Genomic DNA, 15661 nt, shown 5'->3' on the forward strand with positions numbered 1-15661 from the left:
GCAATCCAAATCCTTGGAGCCAGCATGTCCCATGACACCCCTCTGATATCCACCCTGGCGATCGGCCTGGTCCTGGCCTTTGCCTTCGGCATCCTCGCCACCCGTCTGCGCCTGCCGCCCATCGCCGGCTATCTGCTCGCCGGGGTCGCGGCCGGCCCCTTCACGCCCGGCTTCGTCGCCGATCCCGAACTGTCCAAGGAGCTGACCGAAATCGGCGTCATCCTGCTGATGTTCGGTGTGGGTCTGCACTTCTCCATCAAGGATCTGCTGGCGGTCAAACGCATCGCCATCCCCGGCGCCATCGTGCAGATCGCTGCCGCCACCCTGATGGGCATGGGAGTGAGCCACTTCCTGGGCTGGGGGCTGGGCAGCGGCCTGGTATTCGGGTTGTCGCTGTCGGTGGCCAGTACCGTGGTGCTGCTGCGAGCCCTGGAAGAACGCCAGATGGTGGAGAGTCGGCGCGGTCGCATCGCCGTGGGCTGGCTGATCGTGGAAGACCTGCTGATGGTGCTGGCCCTGGTGGTACTGCCGGCGCTGGCCGGGCCGCTGGGTGGCGACAGCGGCGAAGAGGCGGGCCAGAGCCTGGGGCTGGAGCTGGGCCTCACCGCGCTCAAGGTCGGCGCCTTCATCGCGCTGATGCTGCTGGTGGGCCGGCGCGTCATCCCCTGGCTGCTGGCCCGGGTGGTCCGTACCGGTTCGCGCGAACTCTTCACCCTGGCGACCCTGGCCATCGCCATGGGCATCGCCTATGGCTCGGCGTCGCTGTTCGGCGTGTCCTTCGCCCTGGGCGCCTTCTTTGCCGGCGTGGTGCTCAACGAATCGGAACTCAGCCACGACGCGGCGGAGAATTCGCTACCCCTGCGCGAAGCCTTCGCCGTGCTGTTCTTCTTTTCCGTAGGTTGCCTGTTCGATCCGGAGATCCTGCTGGAACAACCCCTGGCGGTGCTGGCCACGGTGGCGGTGATCGTCTTTGGCAAGTCCATCGCCGCGACCCTGATCGTCCTGGCCTATCGCCGTCCCTTGAGCGTGGCCCTGACCATCGCCGCCAGCCTGGCGCAGATCGGGGAGTTCTCCTTTATCCTCGCCAGTCTCGGCCTGTCGCTGAAACTGCTCGACCAGGGCGCTCACGACCTCATCCTGGCCGCCGCCATCATCTCGATCATCCTTAATCCGCTGCTGTTTCACGGCATCGACCTGCTGCAGCCCTGGATGGAGCGTCGCGAAGGCCGCCGGCTGATCAATGCCAAGGGCAAGCATGCGCCAGAGCTGGACGACGAACCCGAGCCACTGGCGCAACGGGGTCACCTGGTGCTGGTGGGCTATGGACGCGTGGGCCGCTATATTTGCGCTCGCCTGAATCGCGAGGATCCGCCGCTGATCGTGATCTCGGACGAACCGGAGCACGTCACGGCGCTACGCCAGCAGGGATTCAAGGCGATCCTCGGCAACGCCACCCAGGACAAGGTGCTGGCACGGGCCAAGCTCCAGGAGGCGCGGGCCCTGCTGCTGGCGATTCCCAACGGTTTCGAGGCCGCCGAGATCGCGCGCCGGGCCCGCGAGCTGGCGCCGGAACTGCCTATCCTCGCCCGTGCCCATCACGAAGACGAGATCCGCCATCTGGAGCGTCATGGCGTAGACGAGGTGATCATGGGCGAACGCGAGATCGCCCTTGGCATGTTCCGCTATCTGGGCCTGGAGCGGCCCGGGGATTCCGAGGCGGAGCCCAGGGGCTCCGCTGCCTAGCGACCTAGCGGCGCTGGATCTTGAAGTTGAAGGTCTTGGTGGCCTTGCGCGGGACGATCTGACCGCCGGAGACCCGGGGGGCGAAGCGCCATTCGCCCAGCACCTCGAGCACCGCGCGCTCCAGTTGCTTGTTGGAGGCTTCCAACACCTGGATGTCGGCCAGTCGACCGTCGGCGGTCACGGTGAACATCACCCGCACCTCGCCACCCACACCGCGACGACGCAGCATTTCCGGATACTCCGGCGGCGTCATCTTGATCGGCCGGATGTCGGCGTCGTCGATGCTGCCGGTGGGCAGGCCGGCGGTCTTCGGCGGACCGGACGGCGCAGCGGCCGGCGCCGGCTGACTGGGCGCAGCCGTGGCCGCAGGCGCGGGGGCCGACGCCGGTGCGGCCTGAGCCACCGGCTCCGGCGCGGGCTCGACCTTTTTCGGCAGCGGCTTCTGCTGGCTGTGCTCGACCGGCTTGGGCTTCGGCTTGGGTTTGGGCTTTTCCACCACCGGCTTGGGCGGCTCCACCGGTTTCGGTGGTTCCACGGGCTTGGGCGGCTCCGGTGGCGGCGGTTCGGGTTGCGGCGGCGGTGGCGCGGGCGGTGCCGGAGTCGGCGCGGGCGGCTCGGGTACCGGCTTGGGCAACTGGATGAAGCTGACCTGCATGGGTTCGTCGCCCTTGGCGATCTTCAGCTCCGGTGGCGCCTGGACCACCAGGAACAGCGCCGCGGCCATGCTGGCGTGCATGATCAGCGACAGCGCCGAGGCGGCCCCCCAGCCGCGACCCCGGGGTGGCTGCTCGCCCGGTTCGGCAGCGCCGACCGGGGTCAGTACCGGGGTCAGGATCTCTTCGTTACGCTCGGGCATGCGGAACGACAGGATGGTGGCCGAGGGTTCGCTACGCTTGGCATTGACCCCTGCCACGGGCTCCACGTCGCCTGCCTGGGCGGCCCTGACGGGTCCCTGGACGGATTCCAGCTCATCGCCATCGGTACGCGCAGCGACTACGAGAGGTTCAGGCTTGGCAAGAGACGTAGGAGCCATGGGAGCAATACGCAGAGGAAGTAAATTTAATAATCATTATCATTAGCTGAACAAATTTGGCAACCTCAAATATCGCGAATGGTCCCGCCCAGCGCTTTTTCGAGGGCCTCTAGGTCCGGCTTTTCCTCCAGGATCAACTCCAGCCGGTTGTCGCGTCGCCACAGGGTCGGCTCCCAGGCGCCCTGCCCGGCCAGACCGTTGTAGGCCTGCCAGCCCTCCGCCAGCTGCAGCACCGCCTTCAGCCTGAGCAGCCCGGGGAGACCGCCCAGCAGCGCCAGCAATGCCGGGCCATCGAAGCTGTGGCTGGGATGCCAGCGCCAACCGACGGCGTGGTGGCCCTCCAGGGTATGGCTGAAGCGCAGCGGCCGTCCGGGCAGCAACAGCGCCTGCGGAGCGGACGCTGCCTTGGGCTCGGCCAACTCGCCGTCGGTCGAGGTTTCACCGTCGGCCAGGGGCAGATCGGCCAGGGCGATCCGCCCGCCTTCGGTCCAGTACAGCGGCCGATCGCCCAACTGCGCCGACAAGCCTGCCCGCTCCAGGCCCGCGCTCTTGTTGAGCACGATCAGGCCGGCCTGGCCCAGCGCCTGCTGCTGGGCGTCCGGCAAGGGCTGGCCCTCCAGCAGTTGCCTGGCATCCACCACCCAGATCAGGGGTTGCAGACTCAGCACCCCGGTCCAGGGCGGCGCCTGGAGTTGCCGATAGAGACTGGCGGGATGGCCCAGGCCGGAAGGCTCGATGAATAGCCGCTGGGGTCGTGCCCGTCTGAGCAGTCGGGTGAGGGCTACCTGCAGGGGCACGCCCTGGACGCAGCACAGGCAGCCACCCGGGACCTCGGCGATCGCCAGGCCATCGTCATCCCGGGTCATGAGCGCCGCGTCGAGTCCGACCTGGCCGAATTCGTTGACCAGGATCGCCCAGCGCTCGTGGGCGGGGCGCTGGGCGAACAGCTGACGGATCAGGGTGGTCTTGCCGGCGCCCAGAGGGCCGGCGATCACATGGGTCTTGATATCGGCGAGGCGCATGGCGGGAGGGTCGAATGCTAGAGTGGCGATTTCATCAGGGAGATGGGCTGGAATGTGGCGATTGCTGATGCCTCTGCTGCTGTTGCCGTCACTGGCGCTCGCCGATGCCTGCGTGATCCGCAGTCGTCAGGGTAGTGTGGACGTGCAGGTCTGCCAGAGCAATATCGACATCCCCGCCCAACTGTTTCGCGACGGCTTCTGCCAGCCGCAGCTCAAGGATCAGCAGACCGAGGTCCGCTTCGTCGACCGCTGTCCAGTCGGCGAGATCGGCATCTGCCAGGGCGCCCGCAGTCCGGGCGTGCCCTATCGACAGGATATCCACTACTACGGCGAACCCGGCGACGGCCGCTTCCTGGCCGTCGCCTGCCGGCAGCAGAATCAGGGCAGCTGGCGCGTGCCCTGAGGTTCCACGTGGAACCCTTTATTCCACGGTCACCGACTTGGCCAGGTTGCGCGGCTGGTCCACGTCGGTGCCCTTGAACACGGCCACGTGGTAGGACAGCAGCTGCAGCGGGATGGTGTAGAGGATCGGCGACAGCGCATCGTGGATGTGCGGCATGGGTACGATGCGGGTGCCTTCGCCTTCCTCGAAGCCGGCACGCTCGTCGGCGAAGACGATGAGCTGACCGCCACGGGCGCGCACTTCCTGCAGGTTGGACTTGAGCTTTTCCAGCAGCTCGTTGTTGGGCGCCACCGTCACCACCGGCATGTCGGCATCCACCAGCGCGAGCGGACCGTGCTTGAGTTCGCCGGCCGGATAGGCCTCGGCGTGGATGTAGGAGATCTCCTTGAGCTTGAGCGCCCCCTCCATGGCCACCGGGTACTGCTCGCCGCGCCCCAGGAACAGGGTGTGGTGCTTCTCGGCAAAGGACTCCGCCAGCTTTTCCACGGTCTTGTCCATGGCCAGGGCTTCGTCCAGCCGCGCCGGCAGCCGGCGTAATTCAGCCACCAGCTCGGCTTCGACGGCCGCAGCCAGACGCTGCTGGCAGCGACCCAGACTCAGCGTCAGCAGCAGCAGAGAAACCAACTGGGTGGTGAAGGCCTTGGTCGAGGCCACGCCGATCTCCGGACCGGCCTGGGTCAGGAAGCTCAGCTGCGATTCGCGCACCAGGGAGCTGGTCGCCACGTTGCAGATGGCCAGGCTGCTCAGATAGCCGGATTGCTTGGCCATGCGTAGCGCGGCCAGGGTATCGGCGGTCTCGCCCGACTGGGAGATGGTGACGAACAGGGTGTCCGGGCTGACGGCGACGCGGCGATAGCGGAATTCGCTGGCCACCTCCACCTGGCAGGGGATGCCGACGTATTCCTCGATCCAGTAGCGCGCCACCGAACCGGCATGGAAGCTGGTGCCGCAGGCGACGATCTGGACCTGGCGGACCTTGGCGAACAGCTCGGACGCCGCCGGACCGAAGGCCTCGGGCAATACCTGACCGTCACCCAGGCGGCCTTCCAGGGTACGCTGCACCACGCTGGGCTGCTCGTGGATCTCCTTGAGCATGAAGTGCCGATAGGCACCCTTGTCGGCGGCCTCGCTGCCTTCGTGGTACTGCACCGTCTCGCGCTGGACCGGCGCGCCGCTCACGTCCCAGAGCTTGACCTGATCCAGACGGATCTCGGCCACGTCGCCCTCTTCCAGGTAGACGAAGCGATCGGTCACCTGACGCAGCGCCAGCTGGTCGGAAGCCAGGTAGTTCTCGCCCAGACCCAGGCCGATGACCAGGGGGCTGCCGCTGCGGGTCGCCACCAGGCGATCCGGCTGCTGGCGCCAGACTGCCGCCAGGCCATAGGCGCCGTGCAATTCCTTGACCGCCGCCTTCAGCGCCGTGGTCAGGTCGCCGCTGTCCTGCAGCTTGAGGTGCAGCAGGTGGACGATGACCTCGGTGTCGGTCTGGGAGGTGAAGACATACCCCTGGGCCTTGAGCTGGGCGCGCAGGGCTTCGTGGTTTTCGATGATGCCGTTGTGCACCACCGCCACGTCACCCTGGGAGAAATGCGGGTGGGCATTGGCTTCGGTGGGCGCACCATGGGTCGCCCAGCGGGTGTGGGCGATGCCCAGGCGACCTGCCAGGGGATCGGCCAGCAGGGCCGCTTCCAGTTCGCTGACCTTGCCGATGCGGCGCAGGCGCTGCAACTCGCCCTGGGCATCCAGCAACGCCAGGCCGGCGCTGTCGTAGCCGCGGTATTCCAGGCGCTTGAGACCCTCGACCAGAATGGCGGTGATGTTACGCTCGGCAATGGCGCCGACGATTCCACACATGCTTACCTCCCCTTGCCTGTCTTATCCACAGCGACCCGGCGGGGCCGGCTGTGGATGACCTTATTGTCTAGTTTTCCACCGGGGCGCAGATGACCTGCACCCCCTGGGTTTCGATCGCCCGGGCCGCCTCGGCGGGCAGTCGCTCATCGGTGATGAGCACGTCCACCCTTTCCCAAGGTAGTTCCAGATTGGGAATTCGCCTGCCCAGCTTGCTCGCTTCGGCCATGACCACCACCTCGCGCGCCACCTCGGCCATCACCCGCGACAGCGACAGGTGCTCGTTGAAGGTGGTGGTGCCGCGTTCCGGATCGAGGCCGTCGGCACCGATGAACAGCTGGTCGAAGTCATAGGATCTGAGTACCTGCTCGGCGACCTGCCCCTGGAAGGATTCCGAGTGCGGATCCCAGGTGCCGCCGGTCATCAGCAGCATGGGTTCCTGTTCCAGCTCGCGCAGAGCGGTGGCCACCTGCAGGGAATTGGTCATCACCACCAGGCCGGGACGGCGATCGAGTTGCGGGATCAGCGCCGCCGTAGTGCTGCCGCAGTCGACGATGATCCGTGCATGTTCACGCAGGCGCTGCGCCGCGGCCCGGGCGATGGCCTGCTTGAAGGGCGATGCCTGGGGCGGTGCCTCGGCCAGCAGCTCCTGGGGCATGGCCAGCGCACCGCCATAGCGGCGCAGCAGCAGGCCATTGCGCTCGAGGGCAGCCAGGTCCTTGCGGATGGTGACCTCGGAGGTCTCCAGCTGGCGGGCCAGTTCGTCCACGCTGACCTCGCCCTGCTCCTGGAGCTGGGCAAGGATGGCGTGACGGCGCTGGGCGGTATTGCGACGGGTCATAAATTTCGATTCGAAAGATAATGGATCGAATCAAAACCTAATAGCAGGCCGGCGTCAAGCCTTGGGGGCCTTCTTCGGTCGCTGCCAGCCGGTCTTGTTGACCTGCCGTGCCCGCCCCAGCGCCAGGGTATCGGCCGGCACGTCAGCCGTGATGACCGAGCCTGCCGCCGTGGTCGCGCCGGCGCCCAGGCTGACCGGCGCCACCAGCGAGCTGTTGGAACCCACGAAGACGTCCGCGCCGATTTCGGTTCGAAACTTGTTGGCGCCATCATAGTTACAGGTGATGGTACCCGCGCCTATGTTGCTGCCGGCACCGATGCTGGCGTCGCCCAGATAGGTCAGGTGACCGGCCTTGGCGCCGTCCTGCAGCTGGGCATTCTTCAGCTCGACGAAGTTGCCCACATGGGCCTTGCTGCCCAGTTCGCTGCCCGGGCGCAGACGGGCGAAGGGACCGACGTCGGCGCCCTCCCCGACCACCGCGCCGTCCAGGTGGCTGTTGGCCTTGATGATGGCGCCGCGCTTGAGGACGCTGTCCTTGATCACGCAATTCGGCCCTATGCTCACCCCATCCTCCAGCACCACCCGGCCTTCGAGAATGACGTTGACGTCGATGGAGACGTCGCGACCCGCCTCGACCTGCCCACGCTGATCGAAGCGCAGGGGATCCAGCAGGGTCACGCCCTGCAGCATCAGGCGCTCGGCGGCACGCTGCTGGAAGTGCCGCTCCAGTTGGGCCAGTTGCCGGCGATCGTTGGCGCCCTGCACTTCCATGGCGTCCGCCGGCTGGCTGGTGGCGATGGTCAGGCCGTCCGCCACCGCGAGGGCGATGACGTCGGTCAGGTAGTACTCGCCCTGGGCGTTGCTGTTGGACAGGCGACCCAGCCAGTCCGCCAGCCGCCGACCGGGTACCGCGAGGATGCCGGTATTGCCTTCGCGGATGGCGCGCTGGGCCTCGCTGGCGTCCTTGTGCTCGACGATAGCGGTTACCCGCCCCTGCTCGTCGCGCAGGATGCGGCCATAGCCGGTGGGATCGTCCAGCTCCACGGTCAGCAGCGCCAGATGGCTGTCATCCACCTGCAGCAGCAGGCGTTGCAGGGTCTCGGTCTGGATCAGGGGCACGTCGCCATAGAGGACCAGTACCCGCTCCGCCGTCAGCGCCGGCGCCGCCTGGGCGACGGCATGGCCGGTGCCGAGTTGCTCGGCCTGGACCACGAAGCTCACGTCGTCGGCGGCCAGCTGGCTGCGGACCTGATCGGCGCCATGGCCGATGACGACGTGGATGCCGGCCGGCTGCAATTCGCGGGCGCGGTCGAGGACATGCCCCAGCATGCTGCGACCGGCCACGGGATGCAGCACCTTGGGTAGAGCGGATCTCATGCGGGTGCCCTGACCAGCAGCCAGGATGACGATTTCCAGGGACATCGGAACCTCGGAGACAGAGGGAAGAGACGGGCCGCGATCAAGGGCAACGGGGGCCCCACGAGCGCCGACCACGCGAAATTTCTCGCCCACTTTTCGGGCGACAAAAGAAAAGGGTAGCCGAAGCTACCCTTGTCGTTACAGCCTGACCTTGCGCTTAGCGCTTGGCCTGCCGCTTGAGCTGCTGGATGGTGCGCAGCTGGGCGGCGGCTTCGGCGAGCTGAGTGGCGGCAGCGGTGTAGTCGAACTCCGTGCCCTTGTCGCTCAGTGCTGCCTCGGCGCGCTGCTTGGCTTCCAGAGCGGCAGCTTCGTCGATGTCACCGGCGCGGCTGGCGGTATCGGCCAGCACTTCGACGACATTCGGCTGCACTTCCAGAAAACCGCCGGAGATGTAGAACACCTCCTCGGCGCCCCCGGCCTTGACCAGGCGGATGGGGCCCGGTTTCAGATCGGTGAGCAGCGGCGCATGGCCCGGGGCGATACCCAGATCACCCAGGTGGCCGTGGGCGATGATCATCTCCACCGCGCCGGAGAAGATTTCCCCTTCCGCGCTGACGATGTCGCATTGGACTGTCTTGGCCATAGCGTGCCTCTAAGAGCGCCCGTTACCGGGCGCGGCAGTTACAGTTTCTTGGCTTTCTCGATGGCTTCGTCGATGCTGCCGACCATGTAGAACGCCTGCTCGGGCAGGTGATCGTAGTCGCCACGCAGGATCCCGGAGAAGCCCGCGATGGTGTCCTTGAGGGACACGTACTTGCCGGGCGAACCGGTGAAGACTTCGGCCACGAAGAACGGCTGGGACAGGAAGCGCTGGATCTTACGCGCGCGGGATACCAGCTGCTTGTCGGACTCGGACAGTTCGTCCATGCCCAGGATCGCGATGATGTCCTTCAGCTCCTTGTAGCGCTGCAGCACGTACTGGACGCCGCGAGCGGTGTCGTAGTGCTCCTGGCCGATCACGTTCGGGTCCAGCTGGCGCGAGGTGGAGTCCAGGGGATCGACCGCCGGGTAGATACCCAGGGAGGCGATGTCACGGGACAAGACCACGGTGGCGTCCAGGTGGGCGAAGGTGGTCGCCGGGGACGGGTCGGTCAAGTCATCCGCAGGCACGTAGACGGCCTGGACAGAGGTGATCGAACCCAGCTTGGTGGAGGTGATGCGCTCCTGCAGGACACCCATCTCCTCGGCCAGGGTCGGCTGGTAGCCCACCGCGGACGGCATACGACCCAGCAGCGCGGACACTTCGGTACCGGCCAGGGTGTAGCGGTAGATGTTGTCGACGAACAGCAGGACGTCACGGCCTTCGTCACGGAATTTCTCGGCCATGGTCAGACCGGTCAGGGCCACGCGCAGACGGTTGCCCGGCGGCTCGTTCATCTGGCCATAGACCAGGGCGACCTTGTCCAGAACGTTGGAGTCCTTCATCTCGTGGTAGAAGTCGTTCCCTTCACGGGTACGCTCGCCCACGCCGGCGAACACGGAATAACCGCTGTGCTCGATGGCGATGTTACGGATGAGCTCCATCATGTTGACGGTCTTGCCCACGCCGGCGCCGCCGAACAGGCCGACCTTGCCGCCCTTGGCGAAGGGGCAGACCAGGTCGATGACCTTGATGCCGGTTTCCAGCAGGTCGTTACCGCCCGCCTGCTCTGCATAGGACGGGGCCTTGCGGTGGATTTCCCAGCGCTCTTCCTCGCCGATGGGGCCGGCTTCGTCGATGGGGTTGCCCAGGACGTCCATGATGCGGCCGAGGGTCTTGACGCCGACCGGGACCTTGATGGCCTCGCCGGTGTTGCCCACGTTCAGGCCGCGCTTGAGGCCTTCGGTGCTACCCATGGCGATGGTACGGACCACGCCGTCGCCCAGCTGCTGCTGGACTTCCAGGGTGGTTTCGGCACCCTGCACCTTGAGGGCGTCAAAGACGCGCGGTACCGCGTCGCGCGGGAATTCCACGTCGATCACGGCGCCGATGATTTGTACGATACGTCCGCTACTCATTTCGCGTTCCTCGAATGTTTAAGCTGTCCGTCAGACCGCGGCGGCGCCGCCGACGATTTCCGAAATTTCTTGGGTGATCGCAGCCTGGCGAGCCTTGTTGTAGACCAGCTGCAGCTCCTTGATGAGATCGCCGGCGTTGTCGGTGGCGTTCTTCATCGCGATCATCCGCGCGGCCTGTTCGCTGGCAGCGTTCTCGACCACGGCCTGGTACACCTGGGATTCCACGTAGCGCACCAGCAGACCGTCGAGCAGGGTCTTGGCGTCGGGCTCGTAGAGGTAGTCCCAATGCTTGCCTTGCAGCTCACCGCCCTCGGCCGGTACCAGGGGCACCAGCTGCTGGATGGTCGGCTTCTGGGTCATGGTGTTGACGAAGACGTTGGACACCACGTACAGACGGTCGATACGGCCGTTCAGGTAGGCATCCAGCATCACCTTGATGCTGCCGATCAGATCGCCGATCGCCGGGGCTTCGCCGAGGTGGCTGATCGCCGCGACCACGTTGCCGCCGAAGCTGCGGAAGAAGGAGGCACCCTTGGCCCCGATCACCGCCAGATCGATTTCCACACCCTTGCCGCGCTGGTCGCTCATGTCGCGGACCAGAGCCTTGAACAGGTTGGTGTTCAGACCACCGGCCAGACCCCGATCGGAGCTGACCACGATGTAACCGACGCGCTTGACCTCGCGTTCCACCATGAAGGCATGGCGGTACTCGGGGTTGGCGTTGGCCAGGTGGCCGATCACAGCGCGGATGCGCTCGGCATAAGGCTTGCTGGCAGCCATGCGGGCCTGAGCCTTACGCATCTTGCTGACCGCAACCTTTTCCATGGCGCTGGTGATCTTCTGTGTGCTTTTGATGCTCGCGATCTTGCCGCGAATCTCTTTTGCGCCTGCCATGTGACACCTATCGGGTTGGCAAACGGGGGCTGGCGCCCCCGTCGCGGCTTACCAGGTTTGCGTGGCCTTGAACTTCTCGATTCCCGCCTTGATGCCGGCGTCGATCTCGTCGTTGAAGTCGCCCTTCACGTTGATCTTGGCCATCAGGTCGGCGTGATCGCGGTTGAAGTAGGCGATCAGGGCCTGCTCGAAGCTACCGATCTTGTCCAGGGACACATCGCTCAGGAAACCACGCTCGGCGGCGTACAGGCTCAGGGACATCTCGGCGATGGACATGGGCGCGTACTGCTTCTGCTTCATCAGCTCGGTGACGCGCTGACCATGCTCGAGCTGCTTGCGGGTGGCTTCGTCCAGGTCCGAGGCGAACTGGGCGAAGGCCGCCAGTTCACGGTACTGGGCCAGCGCGGTACGGATACCGCCGGACAGCTTCTTGATGATCTTGGTCTGGGCCGCACCACCCACACGGGATACCGAGACACCGGCGTTGACCGCCGGGCGGATGCCCGAGTTGAACAGGCCGGCTTCCAGGAAGATCTGGCCGTCGGTGATGGAGATCACGTTGGTCGGAACGAAGGCGGACACGTCGCCGGCCTGGGTCTCGATGATCGGCAGTGCGGTCAGCGAGCCGGTCTTGCCGGTCACGGCGCCGTTGGTGAACTTCTCGACGTAGTCGGCGGAGACGCGGGAGGCGCGCTCGAGCAGACGGCTGTGGAGATAGAACACGTCGCCGGGATAGGCTTCACGGCCCGGCGGACGACGCAGCAGCAGGGAGATCTGGCGATAGGCCACGGCCTGCTTGGACAGATCGTCATAGACGATCAGGGCGTCTTCACCGCGGTCGCGGAAGTATTCGCCCATGGTGCAACCCGAGTAGGGTGCCAGGAACTGCAGAGCCGCCGATTCGGACGCACTGGCTGCCACCACGATGGTGTTGTGCAGAGCGCCGTTCTCTTCCAGCTTGCGCACCACGTTGGCGATGGTCGACTGCTTCTGACCAATGGCGACGTAGACGCAGCGGATGCCGCTGTTCTTCTGGTTGATGATGGCATCGATCGCCATGGCGGTCTTGCCGATCTGACGGTCACCGATGATCAGCTCGCGCTGACCGCGGCCTACCGGGATCATGGCATCGACGGCCTTGTAGCCGGTCTGCACCGGCTGGTCGACCGACTGACGCCAGATCACGCCCGGTGCGACCTTCTCGACGGCGTCGGTGGCGCTGGCGTTCAGCGGACCCTTGCCATCGATGGGGTTGCCCAGGGCGTCGACGACGCGACCCAGCAGTTCCGGACCAACCGGGACTTCCAGGATGCGGCCGGTGCACTTGGCGCTCATGCCTTCGGCCAGACCCAGGTAGCTACCCAGGACCACGGCGCCGACGGAGTCCTGCTCCAGGTTCAGCGCCATGCCGTAGATGCCGCCGGGGAATTCGATCATTTCGCCGTACATGACGTCGGCCAGACCGAAGATCCGCACGATACCGTCGGACACGCTGACGATGGTGCCTTCGTTGCGGGCTTGCGAGGTCACGTCGAGTTTCTCGATGCGACCCTTGATGATTTCACTAATTTCGGAAGGATTGAGTTGCTGCATGCTACTGCCCCTTCAAACTCAAGGTTTCAACGCTTCGGCCAGTTGCGCGAGCTTGCCGCGAACGGAGCCATCGATTACCAAGTCGCCGGCGCGGATTACCACACCACCGATCAGGCTCGCATCCTCGGATGCATTTAGTCGCACTTGTCGACCTAGCCTTGCGCTGAGAGCCTTGGCGAGTTTGTCTTGCTGTTCGTCGCTCAAGGCGAAAGCACTGGTGACTTCCGCCTCAATGGATTTTTCCTGCTCGGCCTTGTACGCCTCGTAAATCTCGGCGATGGCCGGGAACAGGTCGATCCGGTCGTTTTCTGCCACGGTCCGAACGAAGTTCTGGGACTGTGCATCCAGCTGATCGCCACATACGTCGATGAGCAATCCGGCCTTGGCGTCCGCAGTCAACTGCGGCTGCTGAAGCAGCTGGCGCACGGTCCCATCTTGGGATACCGCGGCGAGCAGCCCTAGCGCGGCCGACCATTGGGTCAACTGCTGCTGGGACTGTGCGAACTCGAAAGCCGCCTTGGCATAGGGCCGGGCCAGCGTGTTCAGTTCTGCCATTGGTGGCCTCGCTTAGATTTCCGCTGCCAGTCGGTCGACCAACTGGGCATGAGCATTGGCATCAACGGTCGATCCGAGGATCTTCTCGGCGCCGGCCACGGCCAGCACGCCGACGCGAGCACGCAGAGCGTCCTTCGCGGTGTTGATTTCCTGCTCGATTTCCGCCTGAGCCTGCGCCTTGATCCGGTCGCCTTCGGCACGGGCCTTGGCCTGTGCGTCCTCGACGATCTGAGCGGCACGCTTGTTGGCTTGCTCGATGATCTCGGCTGCCTGGCCCTTGGCTTCGTTCACTTTCTGGTTGGCTTGCTGCTGTGCCACTTCCAGATCACGAGCCGCGCGGTTGGCAGCGTCAAGGCCATCGGCAATCTTCTTCTCACGCTCACGCAGCGCCGAGATGATCGGCGGCCACACGTACTTCATGCAGAAGAGCACGAAGATGAAGAAGGCAACGGACTGGCCTATCAGGGTTGCATTAATGTTCACGCCAACACCTCGCTCGTTCGTTGTCCATCAGTCCTGCCTACACCCGCGAGGGTGATCAGCCGGCGATCTGACCAACGAAGGGGTTAGCGAAGGTGAAGAACAGGGCGATACCAACACCGATCATGGTCACGGCGTCGAGCAGACCGGCGACGATGAACATCTTGACTTGCAGCATCGGAACCATTTCCGGCTGACGAGCGGCGCCTTCCAGGAACTTGCCACCCAGCAGACCGAAGCCAATGGCGGTACCCAGAGCGCCCAGGCCAATCAGCAGAGCAACGGCGATCGCGGTCAAACCAACTACAGTTTCCATCTTTCCTCCCGACTTTTTTAGTCGTCTTGGTTAAGGTTGAAGCGAAAAAGTTTTCCCAAGTTACCCGGCGGACAGGGCCCGCCGGGACTCACGGCAGAACCGCCTCCGGACGCCGTCAGCAGCGCCCGGGGGCCATTCCTTAGTGACTTTCTTCGTGCGCCATCGACAGGTAGACGATGGTCAGCATCATGAAGATGAAGGCCTGCAGGGTGATGATGAGGATGTGGAACACCGCCCACGCCCACTGCAGCACGATACCCAGACCGCCCAGTGCCAGACCGTTGGCGAACATGATGGCGATCAGGATGAAGATCAGCTCGCCCGCATACATGTTGCCGAACAGTCGCAGTGCCAGCGAGATCGGCTTGGCGATCAGGGTGACGAATTCGAGCAGGAAGTTGATCGGAATCAGGATGATCTGCAGCAGCGGGTTCTTGCTGCTGAACGGGTGCAGGGTCAGCTCGCCGAAGAAGCCGCCGAGACCCTTCATCTTGATGCTGTAGAAGATGATCAGGCCGAACACCGACAGAGCCATGCCCAGCGTGGCGTTCGGGTCGGTGGTGGGCACCACGCGGAAGTAGGTGTGCTCACCGAACAGCATGCCGGCCACGGACGGCAGCCAGTCCACCGGCACCAGGTCCATCAGGTTCATCAGGAAGATCCAGACGAAGATGGTCAGGGCCAGGGGCGCGATCAGGGCGTTCTTGCCATGGAAGGTGTCACGGACGCTGCCGTCGACGAATTCCACCAGCACTTCGACGAAGTTCTGCAGGCCGCCGGGCTGACCGCTGGTGGCCTTCTTGGCGATGCTGCGGAACAGCACCAGGAAGATCAGGCCGAGAGCGACCGACCAGCCGAGGGTGTCCACGTGGAAGGCCCAGAAGCCCATTTCCTTAGCTTCAGCGGGGGTGTGGGCGAAGCTCCAGCCGTTCACCGGATGCAGACCATAGGTCAGGTTCTGCAGGTGGTGCTGGATGTAGCCCGAAGCGGAGTCTGCTGCCATGTGTGCCTCGAATGCCTTAAGGTCTAGTCGGTTTTTTCAGTAGCAGGGGCGCGCCGGCATTGACCATCAGCGTCAACAGGTAGACGCCGAACAGTGCAGGAGCCGAAAGCGGTTTTACCCCGGCAAACGTCAGTGCAAAGAGCACTGCCGTGAGAATCAGTTTGCCCGCCTCGCCCGAGTAGAAAGAACGGACGATGTCTCGGGCGGCATGGGCGCCGCGATAGCGGAACGCCTTGAACGAAAAATACAGATTGGGCAGCCAGGCAATCAGCCCGCCCAACAATCCGGAATAACCGGCGACCTTACCGACGAAGCAAGACAAGACAACGGCGGCACACGACGCGACAGCCAGTTGGACGAGCAGCAGGCGAAAGGCAGGCTGGTGATGGAAGGGCAGGCGTTTGGGCGTGCGGCGGTCCATCGGCTCGAAGTCCTCTGGTGTCGGCATAATAGTTGTTTTCACTGGCATGCTTTGTGCCGACAAAAAGCGGGCAAAGTATAGGGGCGCGT

16 protein-coding genes are annotated in these 15661 nt (G+C 64.8%); 2 read left to right on the forward strand and 14 right to left on the reverse strand.

Going from position 1 to position 15661, the window contains the following annotated elements; all coding sequences use genetic code 11:
• Positions 1-24: 24 nt before the first annotated feature.
• The gene (gene ybaL / locus CFE50_RS06290) at positions 25-1743 is read left to right on the forward strand and encodes a YbaL family putative K(+) efflux transporter (protein ID WP_286732034.1); all 1719 of its coding nucleotides are present in this window, start codon (positions 25-27) and stop codon (positions 1741-1743) included.
• A 4-nt stretch (positions 1744-1747) separates the two neighbouring features.
• Here the strand turns inward: ybaL and CFE50_RS06295 are convergent, their stop codons facing one another.
• Positions 1748-2656: an energy transducer TonB gene (locus tag CFE50_RS06295; RefSeq protein WP_286732035.1), complete on the reverse strand. Its 909-nt coding sequence runs from the start codon at positions 2654-2656 to the stop codon at positions 1748-1750.
• A gap of 185 nt (positions 2657-2841) precedes the next feature.
• The gene (locus tag CFE50_RS06300; protein ID WP_286732036.1) at positions 2842-3798 is read right to left on the reverse strand and encodes a CobW-like GTP-binding protein; all 957 of its coding nucleotides are present in this window, start codon (positions 3796-3798) and stop codon (positions 2842-2844) included.
• Positions 3799-3865: 67 nt separating this feature from the next.
• Between CFE50_RS06300 and CFE50_RS06305 the strand changes: the two genes are divergently transcribed.
• Positions 3866-4201 carry an NADH:ubiquinone oxidoreductase gene (locus CFE50_RS06305; RefSeq protein ID WP_223855391.1) on the forward strand — a complete coding sequence of 112 codons (336 nt, stop codon included), beginning with the start codon at positions 3866-3868 and terminating at the stop codon, positions 4199-4201.
• A gap of 18 nt (positions 4202-4219) precedes the next feature.
• On the opposite strand, the gene glmS is transcribed toward CFE50_RS06305, so the two are convergent.
• The 12 genes from glmS to CFE50_RS06365 form a co-directional block, all read right to left on the reverse strand.
• Positions 4220-6055: a glutamine--fructose-6-phosphate transaminase (isomerizing) gene (gene glmS / locus CFE50_RS06310; protein WP_007160114.1), complete on the reverse strand. Its 1836-nt coding sequence runs from the start codon at positions 6053-6055 to the stop codon at positions 4220-4222.
• Between the two features lie 67 nt (positions 6056-6122).
• Positions 6123-6893 (reverse strand): DeoR/GlpR family DNA-binding transcription regulator, encoded by a 771-nt coding sequence (locus CFE50_RS06315; protein WP_286732037.1) that lies wholly within the window; start codon positions 6891-6893, stop codon positions 6123-6125.
• 54 nt (positions 6894-6947) lie between these two features.
• Positions 6948-8315: a bifunctional UDP-N-acetylglucosamine diphosphorylase/glucosamine-1-phosphate N-acetyltransferase GlmU gene (gene glmU / locus CFE50_RS06320; RefSeq protein ID WP_286732038.1), complete on the reverse strand. Its 1368-nt coding sequence runs from the start codon at positions 8313-8315 to the stop codon at positions 6948-6950.
• A 154-nt stretch (positions 8316-8469) separates the two neighbouring features.
• The gene (locus CFE50_RS06325) at positions 8470-8895 is read right to left on the reverse strand and encodes a F0F1 ATP synthase subunit epsilon (protein WP_007160117.1); all 426 of its coding nucleotides are present in this window, start codon (positions 8893-8895) and stop codon (positions 8470-8472) included.
• Between the two features lie 38 nt (positions 8896-8933).
• On the reverse strand, positions 8934-10310 hold the full coding sequence (atpD, locus tag CFE50_RS06330) for a F0F1 ATP synthase subunit beta (RefSeq protein ID WP_007160118.1): 1377 nt from the start codon (positions 10308-10310) through the stop codon (positions 8934-8936).
• Positions 10311-10340: 30 nt separating this feature from the next.
• Positions 10341-11204, reverse strand: coding sequence for a F0F1 ATP synthase subunit gamma (atpG, locus tag CFE50_RS06335; protein ID WP_007160119.1), 864 nt, complete (start codon positions 11202-11204; stop codon positions 10341-10343).
• 48 nt (positions 11205-11252) lie between these two features.
• On the reverse strand, positions 11253-12797 hold the full coding sequence (gene atpA, locus CFE50_RS06340; protein WP_007160120.1) for a F0F1 ATP synthase subunit alpha: 1545 nt from the start codon (positions 12795-12797) through the stop codon (positions 11253-11255).
• 18 nt (positions 12798-12815) lie between these two features.
• Positions 12816-13352 carry a F0F1 ATP synthase subunit delta gene (locus CFE50_RS06345; protein WP_027598717.1) on the reverse strand — a complete coding sequence of 179 codons (537 nt, stop codon included), beginning with the start codon at positions 13350-13352 and terminating at the stop codon, positions 12816-12818.
• Between the two features lie 12 nt (positions 13353-13364).
• Positions 13365-13835 carry a F0F1 ATP synthase subunit B gene (locus CFE50_RS06350; protein WP_007160122.1) on the reverse strand — a complete coding sequence of 157 codons (471 nt, stop codon included), beginning with the start codon at positions 13833-13835 and terminating at the stop codon, positions 13365-13367.
• 55 nt (positions 13836-13890) lie between these two features.
• A complete protein-coding gene (atpE, locus tag CFE50_RS06355) occupies positions 13891-14148 on the reverse strand; it encodes a F0F1 ATP synthase subunit C (protein ID WP_003097235.1) in 258 nt (85 codons plus the stop codon).
• 139 nt (positions 14149-14287) lie between these two features.
• Positions 14288-15151: a F0F1 ATP synthase subunit A gene (gene atpB / locus CFE50_RS06360; RefSeq protein ID WP_042134968.1), complete on the reverse strand. Its 864-nt coding sequence runs from the start codon at positions 15149-15151 to the stop codon at positions 14288-14290.
• Positions 15152-15167: 16 nt separating this feature from the next.
• Positions 15168-15572 (reverse strand): F0F1 ATP synthase subunit I, encoded by a 405-nt coding sequence (locus CFE50_RS06365; RefSeq protein WP_037006585.1) that lies wholly within the window; start codon positions 15570-15572, stop codon positions 15168-15170.
• Positions 15573-15661: the final 89 nt, after the last annotated feature.

This window comes from Pseudomonas sp. PGPPP4 (genome assembly GCF_002256045.1).
GTDB lineage: Bacteria > Pseudomonadota > Gammaproteobacteria > Pseudomonadales > Pseudomonadaceae > Chryseomonas > Chryseomonas oryzihabitans.

Coding starts and splice junctions, on each gene's coding strand:
- CFE50_RS06305 (WP_223855391.1), top strand. CDS start 3,866: ATGCCTCTGCTGCTGTTGCCGTCACTGGCGCTCGCCGATGCCTGCGTG.
- ybaL (WP_286732034.1), top strand. CDS start 25: ATGTCCCATGACACCCCTCTGATATCCACCCTGGCGATCGGCCTGGTC.
- atpE (WP_003097235.1), bottom strand. CDS start 14,148: ATGGAAACTGTAGTTGGTTTGACCGCGATCGCCGTTGCTCTGCTGATT.
- glmS (WP_007160114.1), bottom strand. CDS start 6,055: ATGTGTGGAATCGTCGGCGCCATTGCCGAGCGTAACATCACCGCCATT.
- glmU (WP_286732038.1), bottom strand. CDS start 8,315: ATGTCCCTGGAAATCGTCATCCTGGCTGCTGGTCAGGGCACCCGCATG.
- CFE50_RS06315 (WP_286732037.1), bottom strand. CDS start 6,893: ATGACCCGTCGCAATACCGCCCAGCGCCGTCACGCCATCCTTGCCCAG.
- CFE50_RS06345 (WP_027598717.1), bottom strand. CDS start 13,352: ATGGCAGAACTGAACACGCTGGCCCGGCCCTATGCCAAGGCGGCTTTC.
- atpD (WP_007160118.1), bottom strand. CDS start 10,310: ATGAGTAGCGGACGTATCGTACAAATCATCGGCGCCGTGATCGACGTG.
- CFE50_RS06365 (WP_037006585.1), bottom strand. CDS start 15,572: ATGGACCGCCGCACGCCCAAACGCCTGCCCTTCCATCACCAGCCTGCC.
- atpB (WP_042134968.1), bottom strand. CDS start 15,151: ATGGCAGCAGACTCCGCTTCGGGCTACATCCAGCACCACCTGCAGAAC.
- atpA (WP_007160120.1), bottom strand. CDS start 12,797: ATGCAGCAACTCAATCCTTCCGAAATTAGTGAAATCATCAAGGGTCGC.
- CFE50_RS06325 (WP_007160117.1), bottom strand. CDS start 8,895: ATGGCCAAGACAGTCCAATGCGACATCGTCAGCGCGGAAGGGGAAATC.
- atpG (WP_007160119.1), bottom strand. CDS start 11,204: ATGGCAGGCGCAAAAGAGATTCGCGGCAAGATCGCGAGCATCAAAAGC.
- CFE50_RS06300 (WP_286732036.1), bottom strand. CDS start 3,798: ATGCGCCTCGCCGATATCAAGACCCATGTGATCGCCGGCCCTCTGGGC.